Genomic DNA, 19,260 nt, shown 5'->3' with positions numbered 1-19,260 from the left:
AGATGTCGAAGCTCGGCACCCTCGGCGCCCGACTGCACCACGGCGAGGTCGGCTACGACTTCGTCAAGAACCGCAAGATCTGGTACGGCATCTCCATCCTGATCACCATCACGGCCATCCTCGGCCTGGCGGTGCGCGGCCTGCACATGGGCATCGAGTTCCAGGGCGGAGCGGTCTTCACCACCCCGAAGAACATGAGCGTCTCGGTCTCCCAGGCCGAGGAGTACGCGGAGGACGCCTCCGGTCACGACGCGATCGTCCAGCAGCTCGGTGACGGCAGCCTGCGCATCCAGGTCGCGGGCATCGACACCGGCGCGTCGGACAAGATCAAGGAAACGCTCGCCGAGGACCTCAAGCTCGACAGCGAGCAGATCAACGCCGAACTGGTCGGTCCCAGCTGGGGCGAGCAGATCGCCAACAAGGCCTGGCAGGGCCTCGGCATCTTCATGATCCTGGTCGTGATCTACCTGGCGATCGCCTTCGAGTGGCGCATGGCGCTCGCCGCGTTCGTCGCCCTGATCCACGACATCACCATCACCGTCGGCATCTACGCCCTCGTCGGCTTCGAGGTCACGCCGGGCACGGTGATCGGTCTGCTGACCATCCTCGGTTACTCGTTGTACGACACGGTCGTCGTCTTCGACAGCCTCAAGGAACAGACCAAGGACATCACCAAGCAGACCCGCTGGACCTACAGCGAGATCGCCAACCGTTCCATCAACAGCACCCTGGTCCGCTCCATCAACACCACGGTGGTCGCGCTGCTGCCGGTGGGCGGCCTGCTGTTCATCGGTGGCGGTGTCCTCGGCGCCGGCATGCTGAACGACATCTCGCTGTCGCTGTTCGTCGGCCTCGCCGCCGGTGCGTACTCCTCGATCTTCATCGCCACCCCGCTCGTCGCCGACCTCAAGGAGCGCGAGCCGGCGATGAAGTCGCTGAAGAAGCGCGTCCTGGCCAAGCGCGCCCAGGGCGCGACCGCGGGCGGACCGCAGGAGGCCCCGGTCACCGGCGAGGACCACGACGACGAGCCCGAGGACGCCGCACCCGCGGTCGTCGGCCCGCGCGACCAGTCGGCCACCCGCACCCGCGGCCGGGGCCGTCCCTCCGGGAAGCGCCGATGACCGAGATCAGGGAACTGCTGCTCAGCCGCATCAGGGACGTGGCGGACTACCCGGAGCCGGGCGTGATGTTCAAGGACATCACCCCGCTCCTGGCGGACCCCGCGGCGTTCTCCGCGCTCAGCGACGCCCTCGCCGACATCGCCCGCGCCACCGGCGCCACCAAGGTCGTCGGCCTGGAGGCCCGCGGGTTCATCCTCGGCGCCCCGGTCGCCATCCGCGCGGGTCTCGGCTTCATCCCCGTACGCAAGGCGGGCAAGCTCCCCGGAGCCACCCTCAGCCAGGCGTACGACCTGGAGTACGGCTCCGCCGAGATCGAGGTGCACGCCGAGGACCTGAGCGCCGCCGACCGCGTCCTGGTGGTCGACGACGTCCTCGCCACCGGCGGCACCGCCGAGGCGTCGGTCCAGCTCATCCGCAGGGCGGGCGCCGAGGTCGCGGGTCTGGCCGTACTGATGGAGCTCGGCTTCCTCGGCGGCCGCGCCCGGCTGGAACCGGCCCTGGCCGGCGCCCCGCTGGAGGCGCTGCTCACGGTCTGACCAGCGGCGTCGCACACGAACCGCGCACAGGAAACACCGCTCGGGCGGGCCCGGAGGAATCCGGTGCCCGTCTCGGGTGTTTCGGGAGTAGACCGTCCTCACAGCCGCCCGCGGGCGATCCGCGGGCACGGGATCGCTACCATGGGGTCTCCGGAGCCTGACCGGGGGACCCGGATCGCGCACGAGGAGTCCTCTTGCCAGACGAGGCCCAGCACCTGACCGCCGCCAAGCCCGAGTCCGCCTCGGCGGCCGCGGCCAAGCCCGCGCCGAGCGCGCCCCACGCGAAGAACGACACGCGAGGGCCGGTCCAGCACGCCCAGTCCACGCCGGTCGACAAGCCCGAGCAGCCGCGCCCCAAGCCGGTCCCGCCCGAGCGCTCCGCGCCCCTGGCCCGCCCGAACACCGGCCAGCCGCGCTCCGGCTCCTCCAACCGCGTCCGCGCCCGGCTCGCCCGGCTCGGCGTCCAGCGAGCCAACCCGTACAACCCGGTCCTGGAACCGTTGCTGCGGATCGTCCGCAGCAACGACCCCAAGATCGAGAACGCCACGCTCCGCCAGATCGAGCGCGCCTACCAGGTCGCCGAGCGCTGGCACCGCGGCCAGAAGCGCAAGAGCGGCGACCCGTACATCACGCACCCGCTCGCCGTCACCACCATCCTCGCCGAGCTGGGCATGGACCCGGCCACCCTGATGGCCGGGCTGCTGCACGACACCGTCGAGGACACCGAGTACGGCCTGGAGGACCTGCGCCGCGACTTCGGCGACGTGGTCACCCTGCTCGTCGACGGCGTCACCAAGCTCGACAAGGTCAAGTTCGGCGAGGCCGCGCAGGCCGAGACCGTGCGCAAGATGGTCGTCGCCATGGCGAAGGACCCGCGCGTCCTGGTCATCAAGCTCGCCGACCGCCTGCACAACATGCGCACCATGCGCTACCTCAAGCGCGAGAAGCAGGAGAAGAAGGCGCGCGAGACCCTGGAGATCTACGCGCCGCTCGCCCACCGCCTGGGCATGAACACCATCAAGTGGGAGCTGGAGGACCTCGCCTTCGCGATCCTCTACCCCAAGATGTACGACGAGATCGTCCGCCTGGTCGCCGAGCGCGCCCCCAAGCGCGACGAGTACCTCGCCATAGTCACCGACGAGGTGCAGCAGGACCTGCGCGCCGCCCGCATCAAGGCCACCGTCACCGGCCGCCCCAAGCACTACTACAGCGTCTACCAGAAGATGATCGTCCGCGGCCGTGACTTCGCGGAGATCTACGACCTGGTGGGCATCCGCGTCCTCGTGGACACCGTCCGCGACTGCTACGCGGCCCTCGGCACCGTGCACGCGCGATGGAACCCGGTCCCCGGCCGGTTCAAGGACTACATCGCGATGCCCAAGTTCAACATGTACCAGTCGCTGCACACGACGGTCATCGGTCCCGGCGGCAAACCCGTCGAGCTGCAGATCCGCACCTTCGACATGCACCGCCGCGCCGAGTACGGCATCGCCGCGCACTGGAAGTACAAGCAGGAGGCCGTCGCCGGCGCCTCCAAGGTCCGTTCCGACGCGCCCAGGTCGTCCGGCAAGGGCAAGGACGACCACCTCAACGACATGGCCTGGCTGCGGCAGCTCCTGGACTGGCAGAAGGAGACCGAGGACCCCGGCGAGTTCCTGGAGTCCCTGCGCTTCGACCTCTCCCGCAACGAGGTCTTCGTCTTCACCCCCAAGGGTGACGTCATAGCGCTGCCCGCGAGTGCCACCCCCGTGGACTTCGCCTACGCCGTCCACACCGAGGTCGGCCACCGCACCATCGGGGCACGGGTCAACGGCCGCCTCGTACCGCTGGAGTCGACCCTCGACAACGGCGACCTGGTGGAGGTCTTCACCTCCAAGGCGGCCGGCGCCGGCCCCTCCCGCGACTGGCTCGGCTTCGTCAAGTCGCCGCGCGCCCGCAACAAGATCCGCGCCTGGTTCTCCAAGGAGCGCCGCGACGAGGCCATCGAGCACGGCAAGGACTCCATCGTCCGCGCGATGCGCAAGCAGAACCTGCCGATCCAGCGCATCCTCACCGGCGACTCGCTGGTCACGCTGGCGCACGAGATGCGCTACTCGGACATCTCCGCGCTGTACGCGGCGATCGGCGAGGGTCATGTCTCCGCGCAGAACATCGTGCAGAAGCTCGTCCAGGCCCTCGGCGGTGAGGAAGCGGCCACCGAGGAGATCGACGAGTCGGTCCCGCCGGCCCGCAGCCGCAAGCGCCGCTCCAGCGCCGACCCCGGTGTCGTCGTCAAGGGCGTCGAGGACGTCTGGGTGAAGCTGGCCCGCTGCTGTACGCCGGTGCCCGGCGACCCGATCATCGGGTTCGTGACCCGGGGCAGCGGCGTATCGGTCCACCGCAGCGACTGCGTCAACGTCGACTCGCTGTCCCGGGAGCCCGAGCGGATCCTCGACGTCGAGTGGGCGCCCACCCAGTCCTCGGTCTTCCTGGTGGCCATCCAGGTCGAGGCCCTCGACCGGTCCCGGCTGCTGTCGGACGTCACACGCGTACTGTCCGACCAGCACGTCAACATCCTCTCCGCGGCCGTCCAGACCTCCCGTGACCGTGTCGCCACCTCCCGCTTCACCTTCGAGATGGGCGACCCCAAGCACCTCGGGCACGTCCTGAAGGCCGTACGCGGCGTGGAGGGCGTCTACGACGTCTACCGGGTGACCTCGGCCCGCAACCGCACGTAGCGGACGACAGACACGCGGAAGGGGGCTCCCGTACCTCGGGTACGGGAGCCCCCTTCCGCGTGCCGTGCGCGGGTTCAGCCGCCGAACTCGTGCAGACCCTTCAGGGCCTGGTCCAGCAGGGCCTGGCGGCCCTCCAGCTCCCGCTCCAGCTTCTCCGCCTTGGCGGTGTTGCCCTGCGCCCTGGCCTGCTCGATCTGGCCCTTCAGCTTGTCCACGGCGGCCTGGAGCTGACCGGTCAGACCCGCGGCACGCGCGCGTGCCTCCGGGTTCGTCCGGCGCCACTCGGCCTCCTCTGCCTCCTGCAGGGCCCGCTCCACGGCGTGCATCCGGCCCTCGACCTTCGGGCGGGCGTCCCGCGGCACATGGCCGATGGCCTCCCAGCGCTCGTTGATCCCGCGGAACGCGGCCCGCGCGGCCTTCAGTTCCGTGATCGGCAGGAGCTTCTCGGCCTCCTCGGCCAGCTCCTCCTTGAGCTTGAGGTTCTCGGCCTGCTCCGCGTCCCGCTCGGCGAAGACCGAGCTGCGGGCTGCGAAGAAGACGTCCTGGGCGCCGCGGAAGCGGTTCCACAGGTCGTCCTCGTGCTCGCGCTGGGCGCGGCCCGCGGCCTTCCACTCCGCCATCAGGTCGCGGTAGCGGGCGGCCGTCGGCCCCCAGTCCGTCGAACCCGACAGCGACTCGGCCTCCGCGACCAGCCGTTCCTTGGCCTGACGGGCCTCCTCGCGCTGCGCGTCCAGCTGCGCGAAGTGCTGCTTGCGCCGCTTGGAGAACGCCGACCGCGCGTGCGAGAACCGGTGCCACAGCTCGTCGTCCGACTTGCGGTCCAGCCGCGGCAGGCCCTTCCAGGTGTCCACCAGCGCCCGCAGCCGCTCACCGGCGGCCCGCCACTGGTCGGACTGCGCCAGCTCCTCCGCCTCGACGACCAGCGCCTCCTTGGCGTGCCGCGCCTCGTCGGACTGCTTGGCCCGCTGTGCCTTGCGCTCCTCGCGGCGCGCCTCCACCAGCTCCACGAGCTTGTCCAGCCGGGCCCTGAGGGCGTCCAGGTCACCGACCGCGTGGTGCGCGTCCACCTGCTCGCGCAGGTGTCCGATCGCGGTCTGGGCGTCCTTGGACGACAGGTCGGTGGTCTTCACTCGCTTCTCGAGGAGGCCGATCTCGACAACCAGGCCCTCGTACTTGCGCTCGAAGTAGGCCAGCGCCTCCTCGGGGGAGCCGGCCTGCCAGGAACCGACGACCTGCTCGCCGTCGGCCGTACGCACGTACACGGTCCCCGTCTCGTCGACGCGGCCCCACGGGTCGCTGCTCACAGCGCCTCCTCCACATGATGCCGTCGAGGGGGCCTCGAAGCTCCCCCGGGCATCGTCCACAGTTTCGTCACGGCCAACATAGGCGACCGACGGGATGCCTGTCCGCATCCCGCGCGACCGAAATTTCGCAGTTGGGGGTCAGGATTTGGTGACGGTCGCCTTGTCGATCACGACCGTCGCGTTGGGCGCCCCGTCACCCGCTCCGGTGTTCTCCCCGGCGTCGGCGATCTTCTTCAGCACCTTCATGCCGGCGTCCGAGACGGTCCCGAACGGGGTGTAGCTGGGCGGGAGCTGACTGTCCTGGTAGACCAGGAAGAACTGGCTGCCGCCACTGTTCGCCTGCCCGGTGTTGGCCATCGCGACCGTTCCCGCCGGGTAGATGTTGTCCTTCAGGCTTTTGTCCTTCAGGTTCTCGTCCGGGATCGTGTAGCCGGGACCACCGGTGCCGGTGCCCGTCGGGTCACCGCACTGCAGCACGTAGATGCCGTTCGTGGTGAGCCGGTGGCACTTGCTGTGGTCGAAGTAGCCCTTCTTCGCCAGGAAGTCGAACGAGTTGACCGTGTGCGGGGCCGCCGACGCCTTCAGCGCCACGTCTATCCCGCCACAGGTCGTGTCCAGCTTCAGGGTGTACTTCGCCGACTTGTCGATGGCGACCGCCGGTTCCTTCTTCCAGGTCTCCGTCTTGACCTTGCCCTCGGCGGGCTTGTCGCACGGGTCCGGAGCCTTGCCGGTCGGTGTGGCGCTCGGCGTGACCTCCGCGTTCGCGTTGGTCTTGTCGTCGTCCTGCTCCAGCGCCCCGGTCGCGTACAGCGCGCCGCTGCCCACGAGGACCACGCCGAGCACGGACGCGATCACCGAGTTGCGGATCCGCGACTTCCGCCGCGCTTCGGTGCGCCGCTGCTGCTGCCGCAAGAACTTCTCCCGGGCGAGCTGACGCCGCCGCTGCTCCTGGCTGACCACCGGATTCTCTCCTCATGCGTCTCGTGTGCCGGCCGGTACGCGTGCGTGCGTGCGGTGAGCCGACCGCCTGCGTGTGCCCCGTACCGTATATGGGTTCGCTGAGGAATCGGCAGCGCCGGTAGGCTCTGACCACGGGCGCAGCCCCGTCGCAAGCCTCCCGTATCGACACAACGAAGGACGATCGTGCTCATTGCCGGGTTCCCCGCCGGGGCCTGGGGGACGAACTGTTATCTCGTCGCCCCCGCCGCCGGTGAGGAGTGCGTGATCATCGACCCCGGCCACCAGGCCGCCGACGGAGTCGCGGAGACGGTCCGCAAGCACCGGCTCAAGCCCGTCGCCGTCGTTCTCACCCACGGCCACATCGACCACGTCGCCTCGGTCGTCCCGGTGTGCGGAGCGCACGACGTACCGGCCTGGATCCACCCCGAGGACCGGTACATGATGAGCGATCCCGAGAAGGGCATCGGCCGCGCCATCGGCATGCCGCTGATGGGCGAGCTGACGGTGGGGGAGCCGGACGACGTCAGGGAACTCACCGACGGCACGCGGCTGGACCTCGCGGGCCTCACGTTCTCCGTCGCGCACGCGCCGGGCCATACCAAGGGGTCGGTGACCTTCGGCCTGCCCGAGGCGGCGGACATCCCGCCGGTCATGTTCTCGGGCGACCTGCTGTTCGCCGGCTCCATCGGACGCACCGACCTGCCGGGTGGCTCCATGGACGACATGCTCGAGTCCCTGGCCCGCGTGTGCCTGCCGCTCGACGACTCGACCGTGGTGCTGTCCGGCCACGGCCCCCAGACGACCATCGGCCAGGAGCGCGCCACCAACCCGTATCTGCGGCAGGTGGCCGCCGGCCAGGGAGCCACCACCGAGGCTCCCCGACGAGGAATGTGACGAGACCTTCCGTGAGCACCTTCAAGGCCCCCAAGGGCACGTACGACCTGATCCCGCCGGACAGCGCCAAGTACCTCGCCGTCCGCGAGGCCATCGCCGCCCCGCTGCGGGGCTCCGGCTACGGCTACATCGAGACGCCCGGCTTCGAGAACGTCGAGCTGTTCGCGCGTGGTGTCGGTGAGTCCACCGACATCGTCACCAAGGAGATGTACGCCTTCGAGACCAAGGGCGGCGACCGGCTCGCCCTGCGTCCCGAGGGCACCGCCTCCGTGCTGCGCGCGGCCCTGGAGGCCAACCTGCACAAGGCGGGCAACCTCCCGGTCAAGCTCTGGTACTCCGGCTCCTACTACCGCTACGAGCGCCCCCAGAAGGGCCGTTACCGCCACTTCTCCCAGGTCGGCGCCGAGGCGATCGGCGCGGAGGACCCGGCGCTCGACGCCGAGCTGATCATCCTCGCCGACCAGGCGTACCGCTCGCTGGGCCTGCGGAACTTCCGCATCCTGCTCAACAGCCTCGGCGACAAGGAGTGCCGCCCGGTGTACCGGGCCGCGCTGCAGGACTTCCTGCGCGGCCTCGACCTGGACGAGGACACCCTGCGCCGCGCGGAGATCAACCCGCTGCGCGTCCTGGACGACAAGCGCGAGTCGGTGCAGAAGCAGCTCACCGGCGCGCCCCTGCTGCGCGACTACCTCTGCGACGCCTGCAAGGCGTACCACGAGGAGGTCCGCGAGCTGATCACGGCGGCGGGCGTGGTCTTCGAGGACGACCCCAAGCTGGTCCGCGGCCTCGACTACTACACCCGTACGACCTTCGAGTTCGTCCACGACGGCCTCGGCTCCCAGTCCGCGGTGGGCGGCGGCGGCCGCTACGACGGCCTGTCCGAGATGATCGGCGGCCCCGCGCTGCCGTCCGTCGGCTGGGCCCTCGGCGTCGACCGCACCGTGCTGGCCCTGGAGGCGGAGGGTGTCGAGCTCGAAATCCCCGCGACCACCAGCGTGTTCGCCGTCCCGCTCGGCGACGAGGCCCGCCGGGTGCTGTTCGCCAAGGTCACCGAGCTGCGCAAGAACGGCGTGGCCGCGGACTTCTCCTACGGAGGCAAGGGCCTCAAGGGCGCCATGAAGAACGCCAACCGCAGCGGCGCCCGCTACACCATCGTGGCCGGCGAACGCGACCTCGCCGAAGGCGTCGTCCAGCTCAAGGACATGGAGTCCGGCGAGCAGACGGCGATCGGCGTCAACGAGATCGTGGCGGAGCTGGAGTCACGGCTCGGCTGATCCCCTCGTACCGAGGAAGGCGCCGGATGCCCGCGCGGGGCACCGGCGCCTTCCTCGTCAACGCGTACGGGCCGCTTCACCCGGCCGGATGATCCTGAACGGAGCGCGTGTACGGCCGTCCCCCGGACACCGGCCGAAACTGCACGCTCCCGGGCGGACGCCGGTACGCACTTATGTCCGCACAACGGCGAACCCGCGGCCCCGTACGGCACAATGGCCCCTGCCCGAAGCAGGTCCACACTCCCCAGTGACGGAATCGGCGTGATGAGCAAGACGACAGTCAGGGACGTCGACATGGATCCCGAACCCTCGGCCGCACCGCAGCGCGCCGCCTCCGCGCCGCGCACGGAGGGCGCGAGCCGGGCCCTCGCGCTGCTCCTGGTGATCACCGGCGCCGCCGGCGTGCTCGCCGCGTGGGTGATCACGCTCGACAAGTTCAAGCTGCTCGAGGCCAAGGTCAAGGGCGAGACGTTCGTCCCCGGATGCAGCCTCAACCCCGTCGTCTCCTGCGGCAGCGTCATGGAGAGCGACCAGGCCTCCGTCTTCGGCTTCCCCAACCCGATGCTCGGCCTGGTCACCTACGGCATCGTCGTCTGCGTCGGCATGAGCCTGCTCGCCGGAGCCCGCTTCCCGCGCTGGTACTGGCTCACCTTCAACGCGGGCACCCTCTTCGGCGTCGTGTTCTGCGCCTGGCTGATGTTCCAGTCCCTGTACCGGATCAACGCCCTGTGCCTGTGGTGCTGCCTGGCCTGGGTCGCCACGATCATCATGTTCTGGTACGTGACGTCGTTCAACGTCCGCCAGGGCTTCCTGCCCGCCCCCGGCTGGCTGAAGGGCTTCTTCGGCGAGTTCACCTGGGTCATGCCGGTCCTGCACATCGGCATCATCGGCATGCTGATCCTGACCCGCTGGTGGGAGTTCTGGACCAGCTGACCGCCCGCCCCGGACTGTCGGTGCGGTGCTTTAGGGTTTCAGCGTGGAGCCCGACCTGTTCACCGCCGCAGCAGAAGAACGCCAGGAGAAGGACCCGACCGGCAGCCCCCTGGCGGTCCGGATGCGCCCGCGCACCCTCGACGAGGTGGTGGGCCAGCAACACCTGCTGAAGCCGGGCTCCCCCCTGCGCAGACTGGTCGGGGAGGGCGCCTCGGGCCCCGCGGGACCCTCCTCGGTGATCCTCTGGGGCCCGCCCGGCACCGGCAAGACGACCCTGGCCTACGTCGTCTCCAAGGCCACCAACAAGCGCTTCGTCGAGCTGTCGGCGATCACCGCGGGCGTCAAGGAGGTCCGCGCGGTCATCGACGGCGCCCGCCGCGCCTCCGGCGGGTACGGCCAGGAGACCGTCCTCTTCCTCGACGAGATCCACCGCTTCAGCAAGGCCCAGCAGGACTCCCTGCTCCCGGCCGTGGAGAACCGCTGGGTCACCCTGATCGCCGCGACCACCGAGAACCCCTACTTCTCGGTCATCTCCCCGCTGCTCTCCCGTTCCCTCCTCCTCACCCTCGAACCGCTCACCGACGACGACGTCCGGGGCCTGCTGAAGCGCGCCCTCACCGACGAGCGGGGCCTGAAGGGCGCCGTCACCCTCCCCGAGGACACCGAGGACCACTTCCTGCGCATCGCGGGCGGCGACGCCCGCCGCGCGCTCACCGCCCTGGAGGCCGCCGCGGGGGCCGCGCTCGACAAGGGCGAGGCGGCGATCACCCTGGCCACGCTGGAGGAGACGGTCGACCGGGCCGCGGTGAAGTACGACCGCGACGGCGACCAGCACTACGACGTCGCCAGCGCCCTGATCAAGTCCATCCGCGGCTCCGACGTGGACGCCGCCCTGCACTACCTGGCCCGCATGATCGAGGCCGGCGAGGACCCCCGCTTCATCGCCCGCCGCCTGATGATCTCCGCCAGCGAGGACATCGGCCTCGCCGACCCGAACGCGCTGCCGATCGCCGTCGCCGCCGCCCAGGCCGTCGCCATGATCGGCTTCCCCGAGGCCGCCCTCACCCTCAGCCACGCCACCATCGCCCTCGCCCTCGCCCCCAAGTCCAACGCCGCCACCACCGCGATCGGCGCCGCGCTGGACGACGTACGCAAGGGGCTGGCCGGTCCCGTGCCGTCCCACCTCCGGGACAGCCACTACAAGGGCGCGACCGAGCTCGGGCACGGCAAGGGCTACACCTACCCGCACGACCTGCCCGAGGGCATCGCCGCACAGCAGTACGCGCCGGACGCCCTGAAGGACCGCGCGTACTACGAGCCCACCCGGCACGGCGCGGAGGCACGGTACGCGGACGCGGTGGAGTGGACCAGGAAGCACCTCGGTCGGAAGCGGTCCTGACCACCCTGTAGACTCAGCCGGAGTGCTGAGTCCCGTGTCCGGCTCCGGTCGGCGCCTCAGGCGGGACACCCAGCCGGATCCTTCGATCCAGGAGCGTCGCGCACCGTCGTAGGTGTCGCGGGCAGCCCACCACCCCCCGTCAGTCCCGGGACCGGTCGGTGGGCCGTTCGTGTGCTGCACGTATGTGCCCAGTCCAGGGGAGCGGCTGCCCACCAGGTCCCTCGCGGACCCGATGGGAATTCCCCTGCTGCGGATGCGACCTCCCGTAACCCTGAGGCAGCCGAAAAGGAAAAGGAAGAGAAGTGGCGAACCAGTCCCGCCCCAAGGTCAAGAAGTCGCGTGCCCTCGGCATCGCGCTGACCCCGAAGGCCGTCAAGTACTTCGAGGCCCGCCCCTACCCGCCGGGCGAGCACGGCCGTGGCCGCAAGCAGAACTCGGACTACAAGGTCCGTCTGCTGGAGAAGCAGCGTCTGCGCGCCCAGTACGACATCTCCGAGCGTCAGCTCGTCCGCGCCTACGAGCGTGCCTCCAAGGTGCAGGGCAAGACCGGTGAGGCCCTGATCATCGAGCTCGAGCGCCGTCTCGACGCGCTGGTCCTGCGTTCGGGCATCGCCCGCACGATCTACCAGGCCCGCCAGATGGTCGTCCACGGTCACATCCAGGTCAACGGCAAGAAGGTCGACAAGCCCTCCTTCCGTGTCCGCCCGGACGACGTCGTGCAGGTCCGCGACCGCAGCAAGGAGAAGACCCTCTTCACGATCGCCCGTGAAGGCGGCTTCGCCCCCGACGGTGAGACCCCGCGCTACCTCCAGGTGAACCTCAAGTCCCTGGCGTTCCGCCTGGACCGTGAGCCGAACCGCAAGGAGATCCCGGTGATCTGCGACGAGCAGCTCGTCGTCGAGTACTACGCCCGCTGACCCCAGCAGGCGCGCGGTGTCCCGAGCCCGCCGTCTCCCCGCCCCTTCGGGCGGGCGAGGCGGCGGGTTCGTCGTCGCTCCCCGCGACTCCACCGGTGGCGGACGGTAATCCGGTACGGAGTCCCGTCACCGGCGCGATAGGCTCGGCCCCACGACTTTCTCGATGTTCAGGCGCGTTTCAAGGGAGCGGGTGCACACAGTGTCCGGTGGCGAGGTGGCCGGAATCCTGGTGGCCGTGTTCTGGGCGATCCTGGTCTCCTTCCTCGCCGTCGCGCTGGCGAGGCTGGCCCAGACGCTCCGGGCGACCACCAGGCTGGTGGCGGACGTGACCGACCAGGCCGTCCCCCTGCTGGCGGACGCCTCGGCGGCGGTGCGTTCCGCGCAGACCCAGATCGAACGGGTCGACGCGATCGCCTCCGACGTCCAGGAGGTCACCTCCAACGCCTCCGCGCTGTCGACCACCGTGGCCTCCACCTTCGGCGGCCCCCTGGTCAAGGTCGCCGCCTTCGGCTACGGCGTGCGCCGCGCCGTCAGCGGCCGCAAGGACGACGCCCCGGCCAAGGAGCCGAGGCGCAACGTGATCGTGGGCCGCACCGTCCCGGGCGCGCGGCGTGACAAGCGGACCCGGGGAAAGAGGGACTGACCCAGCGATGTTCCGCCGAACGTTCTGGTTCACCACCGGCGTCGCCGCCGGCGTGTGGGCCACCACCAAGGTCAACCGCAAGATCAAGCAGCTGACGCCCGAGCACCTCGCCGTCACCGCGGCGAACAAGGCGATCGAGGCCGGCGGCCGGCTCAAGGACCGCGCGGTGGACTTCGCGCTCGAGGTCCGCGACAACATGGCCCGGCGGGAGGCCGAACTGGGCGACGCGCTCGGGCTCAACGCCCCCGTCGACCGTGAACTCCCCGCGCCCCGCGGCTACGCCGTCATCGAGAACCGCAACACCCCCAAGTACGTCGAGGGTCCGGCGCGGAAACCGACGCACCGGACACGCCAGACGTACCCGACGTACCCGTACAACCGGAATGAGGACCACTGATGGAGTCGGCCGAGATCCGCCGCCGCTGGCTGAGCTTCTTCGAGGAGCGCGGGCACACCGTCGTCCCTTCGGCGTCGCTCATCGCGGACGACCCGACTCTGCTCCTCGTCCCGGCCGGCATGGTGCCCTTCAAGCCCTACTTCCTGGGTGAGGTCAAGCCGCCCTTCGACCGCGCCACCAGCGTGCAGAAGTGCGTGCGCACCCCCGACATCGAAGAGGTCGGCAAGACCACCCGCCACGGCACGTTCTTCCAGATGTGCGGCAACTTCTCCTTCGGCGACTACTTCAAGGAAGGCGCCATCAAGCTCGCCTGGGAGCTGCTCACCGGCGCCCGGGACAAGGGCGGTTACGGCCTCGACCCCGAGCGCCTGTGGATCACCGTCTACCAGGACGACGACGAGGCCGAGCAGATCTGGCGCGATGTCGTCGGCGTGCCCGCCGAGCGCATCCAGCGCCTGGGCAAGAAGGACAACTTCTGGGACATGGGCGTGCCCGGCCCCTGTGGTCCCTGCTCCGAGATCAACTACGACCGCGGCCCCGAGTTCGGCGTCGAGGGCGGCCCCGCCGTCAACGACGAGCGGTACGTGGAGATCTGGAACCTCGTCTTCATGCAGTACGAGCGGGGCGAGGGTCCGGGCAAGGACTACCCGATCCTCGGAGACCTGCCGAGCAAGAACATCGACACCGGCCTCGGACTCGAGCGGCTCGCCATGATTCTGCAGGGCGTGCAGAACATGTACGAGATCGACACCTCCATGGCCGTGATCAACAAGGCCACCGAGCTCACCGGCGTGGCCTACGGCGACGCCCAGGCCTCCGACGTCTCCCTGCGCGTGGTCACCGACCACATGCGTACGTCCGTCATGCTCATCGGCGACGGCGTCACCCCCGGCAACGAGGGCCGCGGCTACGTGCTGCGCCGCATCATGCGCCGCGCCATCCGCAACATGCGCCTGCTCGGCGCCACCGGCCCGGTCGTCAAGGACCTCATCGACGTCGTCATCGGCATGATGGGACAGCAGTACCCGGAGCTCGTCACCGACCGCGAGCGCATCGAGAAGGTCGCCCTCGCCGAGGAGAACGCCTTCCTCAAGACGCTGAAGGCCGGCACCAACATCCTCGACACCGCCGTCAGCGACACCAAGGCCTCCGGCGGCACCGTCCTCGCCGGCGACAAGGCCTTCCTGCTCCACGACACCTGGGGCTTCCCGATCGACCTCACCCTGGAGATGGCCGCCGAGCAGGGGCTCTCCGTGGACGAGGACGGGTTCCGCCGCCTGATGAAGGAGCAGCGGGAGCGCGCCAAGGCCGACGCCCAGGCCAAGAAGACCGGCCACGCCGGCACCGGCGCCTACCGGGAGATCGCCGACCAGGCCGGCGCCACCGACTTCGTCGGCTACACCGACACCGAGAGCGAGTCCACGATCGTCGGCATCCTCGTCGACGGCGCCTCCTCCCCGGCCGCCACCGAGGGCGACGAGGTCGAGATCGTCCTCGACCGCACCCCGTTCTACGCCGAGGGCGGCGGTCAGATCGGCGACACCGGCCGCATCAAGGTCGACACCGGTGCCGTCATCGAGGTCCGCGACTGCCAGAAGCCGGTCCCGGGCGTGTACGTCCACAAGGGCGTCGTCCAGGTCGGCGAGGTCACCGTCGGCGCCAAGGCCCAGGCCTCCATCGACGGCCGCCGCCGCACGGCCATCGCCCGCGCCCACTCGGCCACCCACCTCACCCACCAGGCCCTGCGCGACGCCCTCGGCCCGACGGCCGCCCAGGCCGGTTCCGAGAACCAGCCCGGCCGCTTCCGCTTCGACTTCGGCTCCCCGTCCGCGGTGCCGACGGCCGTGATGACCGACGTCGAGCAGAAGATCAACGAGGTGCTCGCCCGCGACCTCGACGTGCGCGCCGACGTCATGGGCATCGACGAGGCCAAGAAGCAGGGGGCCATCGCCGAGTTCGGCGAGAAGTACGGCGAGCGCGTGCGCGTGGTCACCATCGGCGACTTCTCCAAGGAGCTGTGCGGCGGCACGCACGTCCACAACACCTCGCAGCTCGGCCTCGTCAAGCTGCTCGGCGAGTCCTCCATCGGCTCCGGCGTGCGCCGTATCGAGGCCCTGGTCGGCGTGGACGCCTACAACTTCCTCGCCCGTGAGCACACGGTCGTCGCCCAGCTCCAGGAGCTGATCAAGGGCCGCCCGGAGGAACTCCCGGAGAAGGTCTCCGCCATGCTCGGCAAGCTGAAGGACGCCGAGAAGGAGATCGAGAAGTTCCGCGCCGAGAAGGTGCTCCAGGCCGCCGCCGGTCTCGCCGAGTCCGCCAAGGACGTCCGCGGCATCGCCGTCGTCACGGGCCAGGTCCCCGACGGCACCACGCCGGACGACCTGCGCAAGCTGGTCCTCGACGTGCGGGGCCGCATCCAGGGCGGCCGGGCCGTCGTCGTCGCCCTGTTCACCGTGAACAACGGCAAGCCGCTGACGGTCATCGCCACCAACGACGCCGCCCGCGAGCGCGGCCTCAAGGCCGGTGAACTGGTCCGCACGGCCGCCAAGACCCTCGGCGGCGGCGGTGGCGGCAAGCCGGACGTCGCCCAGGGCGGCGGCCAGAACCCGGCCGCCATCGGCGAGGCCGTCGACGCCGTCGAGCGGCTCGTGGCGGACACCGCCAAGTGAACGACCCGGTGAACGAGCAGGCGGACGGCCCGGTGATGCGCCGCGGCCGCCGTCTCGCGATCGACGTCGGGGACGCCCGCATCGGGGTCGCCTCGTGCGACCCCGACGGGATCCTCGCCACGCCGGTCGAGACCGTCCCCGGCCGGGACGTCCCCGCGGCCCACCGCAGACTGCGGCAGCTCGTCGAGGAGTACGAGCCGATCGAGGTCGTCGTCGGCCTCCCCCGCTCCCTCAAGGGGGGCGAGGGCCCGGCCGCGGCCAAGGTCAGGCGCTTCGCGCAGGAGCTGGCCCGTATGATCGCTCCCGTTCCGGTGCGACTCGTCGACGAACGCATGACGACGGTGACGGCGAGTCAGGGACTGCGCGCCTCGGGCGTGAAGTCCAAGAAGGGACGTTCCGTCATCGACCAGGCGGCCGCTGTGATCATCCTTCAGCAGGCACTGGAATCCGAACGGGTGTCAGGCGGACCACCCGGTGAGGGCGTCGAAGTGGTCATCTGATCGCGGTACGGTAACGTTCCGCGCGATGCGGACGGTGTTCGAACAGCCGCCGCACAGAGAGAGGCGGTACGGGAGCCGTGGTCTTCAGGTGGCCGGGCGACCGCCGCCTCGCGGCTCTAGGGGATCGATGACTGAGTATGGCCGGGGCCAGGGCTCCGAACCGTGGCATCCGGACGATCCGTTGTACGGGGACGGCGGATGGGGCGGACAGCAGACCCAGCAGGGTCAGCAGTCCCCCTACGGCGGCCAGCCGCAGCACTATCCGCAGCAGCCGCAGGCGCAGCAGCAGTACGGCGACTGGGGCACCGGCGAGCAGCACGGGTACGGCGGGCAGCAGTACCCGCAGTACGACCAGCAGCAACAGCCGCAGTACGACCAGCAGCAGTACGCCCCTCATCAGCAACAGCCGCAGTACGACCAGAACGGCTGGCCCACGGGCTCCTACCCGCAGGACCCCTACGCCACCGGCCCGACGGACCCGTACGCGCAGCAGGCCGGGGGGACCTACGGCGGGGGGCAGGCCGACCACTACGGCACCCCCGACGCCTACCCGCCGCCCGAACCGCCCGGCCGCCGCCGCGCCGAACCCGAGCCGGAAACCGACTGGGACCCGGGCCCCGACCAGGGCGAACACGCCTTCTTCGCGGGCGGTGGCGACGACGACACCCCCGGCGACAGCGGTGACGGCCCCGACGGCGAGCGGGACGACCGGAGCGGGCGCGGCGAGCGCCGGGGCCGGAGCGGCAAGGAGAAGAAGCGACGCAACGGCCTGGCCTGTCTCGTCGTGGTCGGGGTCTTCGGCGGCGGCCTCGCAGGTGTCGGCTACTTCGGCTACCAGTTCTACCAGGATCGTTTCGGCAGCGCCCCGGACTTCGCGGGGGCCGGCAACGGCGAGCAGGTGACCGTCGTCATCCCCAAGGGCGCCGGCGGGTACGCCATCGGCCAGGAGCTCAAGAAGATGGGCGTGGTCAAGAGCGTCGACGCCTTCGTCGCGGCCCAGGCGGCCAACCCGGAGGGCAAGACCATCCAGGACGGCGTCTACACGCTGGAGAAGGAGATGTCGGCCGCGAGCGCGGTCGAGCTGATGCTCAGCCCCAAGAGCCGCGACAACCTGGTCATCGCCGAGGGCAAGCGCAACGCCGCCGTCTACGAGCTCATCGACAAGCGACTCAAGGTGGACGAGGGCACCACGGCCAAGGTCGCCGAGACCAAGTGGAAGACCCTCGGCCTGCCCGACTGGGCCGTGAACCACGAGGACGTCAAGGATCCGCTGGAGGGCTTCCTCTACCCGTCCAGCTACGCCGTCGCCAAGGGCCAGAAACCCGAGGACGTGCTGAAGCAGATGGTGGCCCGTGCCACCGAGAAGTACGAGGAGCTGGACTTCGAGGGGAAGGCCGAGAGCCTCGGCCTCGAAGGGCCGTGGGAGCTGGTGACGGTCGCGAGCCTGGTCCAGGCGGAGGGCAAGACCCACGACGACTTCCGCAAGATGTCCGAGGTCATCTACAACCGCCTCAAGCCCACCAACACCGAGACGAACCGGAAACTCCAGTTCGACTCGACCTTCAACTACCTCCTGGGGCAGAGCGAGATCGACATCTCCGAGTCGGAGATCAACAGCAACCCCGACCCGTACAACACGTACACCAACGAGGGCCTGCCGCCCGGCCCGATCGGCAACCCGGGCGAGGAGGCCCTGCAGGCCGCGCTGAACCCGACGAGCGACGGCTGGATGTACTTCGTCGCCACGGACGGCATGCACAAGACCGAGTTCGCCAAGACCATCGCAGAGCACGAGAAGCTCGTCGAGAAGTTCAACGCGTCGAGGGACAACTGATGCCCGCCGCCCGCAGAGCCGCCGTACTCGGCTCCCCGATCGCCCACTCCCTCTCCCCGGTGCTGCACCGCGCCGCCTACGCCGAGCTGGGCCTGGAGGGCTGGACGTACGACCGTTTCGAGGTCGACGAGAAGTCCCTGCCCGGCTTCTTCGACACGCTCGGCACCGAGTGGGCGGGGCTGTCGCTGACCATGCCGCTGAAGCGGGCGGTGATCCCGCTGCTCGACTCGGTCAGCGAGACCGCGACCTCGGTCGAGGCGGTCAACACGGTCGTCCTCACGCCGGACGGCCGCCGGACCGGCGACAACACCGACATCCCCGGAATGGTCGCCGCCCTGCGCGAGCACGGCATCGACAAGGTGGAGTCCGCCGCCATCATCGGCGCGGGCGCCACCGCCTCCTCCGCGCTGGCCGCATTGGCCCGTATCTGCTCGGGCGAGGTCACGGTCCACGTCCGCAGCGAGACCCGCGCGACGGAGATGCGGCAGTGGGCCGAGCGGCTCGACGTCACGGTCCGCATCGCCGCCTGGGACGACGCGGAGCAGGCCCTGCACGCCCCGCTGGTCGTCAACACCACCCCGGCCGGCGTCACGGACACCCTCGCCAGGGCCGTCCCGGAGCGTCCGACGGCCCTCTTCGACGTGCTCTACGACCCGTGGCCGACCGTTCTCGCCGCCCGCTGGTCGGCGTACGGGGGCGCCGTGGTCAGCGGGCTGGACCTGCTGGTGCACCAGGCGGTGCTCCAGGTGGAGCAGATGACGGGGCGGTCACCGGCCCCGCTGGACGCCATGCGAAAAGCGGGCGAGCGGGCTCTCGCGGCCCGCTAGGATCCACCCTCGGTTCCGCAGGGGGCGGAACGGGGGAGGGGAACGCGTTCCATGTCCGCAGGCATGCCGCTGGCGTCGGTGAAGTCCCAGATATTCGAGTCCGTGCTGGGGTTCCTGCCCGACTGGGTGCAGATCACGGTACTGGCCCTGATCGTGCTCGCCCTCGTCGCGTCCTGGGTCGTCAGGATCAAGCGCAAGATCGCGCACCGCCGCGCCGTCCGCGACGGCCGGCCGACCCATGCGGCGGCCCGGTACGGCCAGGGCAGCGGCGCGGACCACCTGGGCCCGTACGCGCCGCAGCGGACCCGGCCCGCGCCGCAGGCCGCCCAGCAGCC

The 19,260-nt window shown here is 70.2% G+C and carries 17 protein-coding genes; 15 read left to right on the top strand and 2 right to left on the bottom strand.

The genetic code is table 11. From position 1 onward, the window contains the following. Nucleotides 1–2 precede the first annotated feature (2 nt). The 3 genes from secF to relA all read left to right on the top strand — a co-directional run bounded on the left by secF (nt 3) and on the right by relA (nt 4,374). Nucleotides 3–1,121: a protein translocase subunit SecF gene (secF, locus tag B7767_RS02820; protein ID WP_085570701.1), complete on the top strand. Its 1,119-nt coding sequence runs from the start codon at nt 3–5 to the stop codon at nt 1,119–1,121. After that, nucleotides 1,118–1,657, top strand: coding sequence for an adenine phosphoribosyltransferase (locus B7767_RS02815; protein ID WP_073933767.1), 540 nt, complete (start codon nt 1,118–1,120; stop codon nt 1,655–1,657). Before secF ends, B7767_RS02815 begins: the two co-directional genes overlap by 4 nt. Before the next feature lie 194 nt (nt 1,658–1,851). Continuing rightward, nucleotides 1,852–4,374, top strand: coding sequence for a GTP pyrophosphokinase (relA, locus tag B7767_RS02805; RefSeq protein ID WP_085570699.1), 2,523 nt, complete (start codon nt 1,852–1,854; stop codon nt 4,372–4,374). A gap of 74 nt (nt 4,375–4,448) precedes the next feature. Here relA and B7767_RS02800 read toward each other — a convergent pair whose 3' ends face one another. Both B7767_RS02800 and B7767_RS02795 read right to left on the bottom strand, forming a co-directional pair. Next, complete coding sequence (locus B7767_RS02800; RefSeq protein WP_085570698.1) at nt 4,449–5,678, bottom strand: DUF349 domain-containing protein; 1,230 nt, start codon at nt 5,676–5,678, stop codon at nt 4,449–4,451. Nucleotides 5,679–5,816: 138 nt separating this feature from the next. After that, a complete protein-coding gene (locus B7767_RS02795; protein WP_085570697.1) occupies nt 5,817–6,638 on the bottom strand; it encodes a peptidylprolyl isomerase in 822 nt (273 codons plus the stop codon). Nucleotides 6,639–6,821: 183 nt separating this feature from the next. Between B7767_RS02795 and B7767_RS02790 the strand changes: the two genes are divergently transcribed. The 12 genes from B7767_RS02790 to B7767_RS02735 form a co-directional block, all read left to right on the top strand. Further along, nucleotides 6,822–7,532, top strand: a complete 711-nt coding sequence (locus B7767_RS02790) for an MBL fold metallo-hydrolase (RefSeq protein WP_085570696.1) — start codon at nt 6,822–6,824, stop codon at nt 7,530–7,532. An 11-nt stretch (nt 7,533–7,543) separates the two neighbouring features. Further along, entirely contained in the window at nt 7,544–8,806 is a 1,263-nt protein-coding gene (gene hisS / locus B7767_RS02785) for a histidine--tRNA ligase (protein WP_085570695.1), read from the top strand. A 264-nt stretch (nt 8,807–9,070) separates the two neighbouring features. Continuing rightward, a complete protein-coding gene (locus B7767_RS02780; protein WP_085570694.1) occupies nt 9,071–9,739 on the top strand; it encodes a vitamin K epoxide reductase family protein in 669 nt (222 codons plus the stop codon). Nucleotides 9,740–9,782: 43 nt separating this feature from the next. Further along, entirely contained in the window at nt 9,783–11,138 is a 1,356-nt protein-coding gene (locus tag B7767_RS02775; protein WP_085570693.1) for a replication-associated recombination protein A, read from the top strand. Between the two features lie 302 nt (nt 11,139–11,440). Next, nucleotides 11,441–12,055 (top strand): 30S ribosomal protein S4, encoded by a 615-nt coding sequence (rpsD, locus tag B7767_RS02770; RefSeq protein ID WP_030867712.1) that lies wholly within the window; start codon nt 11,441–11,443, stop codon nt 12,053–12,055. 190 nt (nt 12,056–12,245) lie between these two features. Next, nucleotides 12,246–12,698, top strand: coding sequence for a DUF948 domain-containing protein (locus B7767_RS02765; protein ID WP_107485759.1), 453 nt, complete (start codon nt 12,246–12,248; stop codon nt 12,696–12,698). A 7-nt stretch (nt 12,699–12,705) separates the two neighbouring features. Further along, nucleotides 12,706–13,095, top strand: a complete 390-nt coding sequence (locus tag B7767_RS02760) for a hypothetical protein (protein WP_085570691.1) — start codon at nt 12,706–12,708, stop codon at nt 13,093–13,095. Then, complete coding sequence (gene alaS / locus B7767_RS02755; RefSeq protein WP_085570690.1) at nt 13,095–15,764, top strand: alanine--tRNA ligase; 2,670 nt, start codon at nt 13,095–13,097, stop codon at nt 15,762–15,764. Before B7767_RS02760 ends, alaS begins: the two co-directional genes overlap by 1 nt. 35 nt (nt 15,765–15,799) lie before the next feature. After that, nucleotides 15,800–16,264, top strand: a complete 465-nt coding sequence (ruvX, locus tag B7767_RS02750) for a Holliday junction resolvase RuvX (RefSeq protein WP_218775768.1) — start codon at nt 15,800–15,802, stop codon at nt 16,262–16,264. Nucleotides 16,265–16,391: 127 nt separating this feature from the next. Continuing rightward, the gene (gene mltG, locus B7767_RS02745; RefSeq protein ID WP_085570688.1) at nt 16,392–18,098 is read left to right on the top strand and encodes an endolytic transglycosylase MltG; all 1,707 of its coding nucleotides are present in this window, start codon (nt 16,392–16,394) and stop codon (nt 18,096–18,098) included. Further along, nucleotides 18,098–18,925: a shikimate dehydrogenase gene (locus B7767_RS02740; protein WP_085570687.1), complete on the top strand. Its 828-nt coding sequence runs from the start codon at nt 18,098–18,100 to the stop codon at nt 18,923–18,925. The genes mltG and B7767_RS02740 overlap by 1 nt, the downstream gene beginning before the upstream one ends. Nucleotides 18,926–18,976: 51 nt before the next feature. Beyond that, nucleotides 18,977–19,260: hypothetical protein (locus B7767_RS02735; RefSeq protein ID WP_107485760.1), on the top strand; the 284-nt coding region annotated here is incomplete at its 3' end.

This window comes from Streptomyces sp. 13-12-16 (assembly GCF_002114215.1).
In the GTDB taxonomy this organism is placed as follows: domain Bacteria; phylum Actinomycetota; class Actinomycetes; order Streptomycetales; family Streptomycetaceae; genus Streptomyces.
Note: the sequence above shows the minus strand (reverse complement) of the source record. Positions and strands in the feature narration are given on the sequence as shown.

What these genes read in the sequence shown, in the direction of transcription:
- B7767_RS02815 (WP_073933767.1), top strand. Translation starts at nt 1,118, where the DNA reads ATGACCGAGATCAGGGAACTGCTGCTCAGCCGCATCAGGGACGTGGCG.
- B7767_RS02760 (WP_085570691.1), top strand. Translation starts at nt 12,706, where the DNA reads ATGTTCCGCCGAACGTTCTGGTTCACCACCGGCGTCGCCGCCGGCGTG.
- B7767_RS02780 (WP_085570694.1), top strand. Translation starts at nt 9,071, where the DNA reads ATGAGCAAGACGACAGTCAGGGACGTCGACATGGATCCCGAACCCTCG.
- alaS (WP_085570690.1), top strand. Translation starts at nt 13,095, where the DNA reads ATGGAGTCGGCCGAGATCCGCCGCCGCTGGCTGAGCTTCTTCGAGGAG.
- secF (WP_085570701.1), top strand. Translation starts at nt 3, where the DNA reads ATGTCGAAGCTCGGCACCCTCGGCGCCCGACTGCACCACGGCGAGGTC.
- mltG (WP_085570688.1), top strand. Translation starts at nt 16,392, where the DNA reads ATGACTGAGTATGGCCGGGGCCAGGGCTCCGAACCGTGGCATCCGGAC.
- ruvX (WP_218775768.1), top strand. Translation starts at nt 15,800, where the DNA reads ATGCGCCGCGGCCGCCGTCTCGCGATCGACGTCGGGGACGCCCGCATC.
- B7767_RS02740 (WP_085570687.1), top strand. Translation starts at nt 18,098, where the DNA reads ATGCCCGCCGCCCGCAGAGCCGCCGTACTCGGCTCCCCGATCGCCCAC.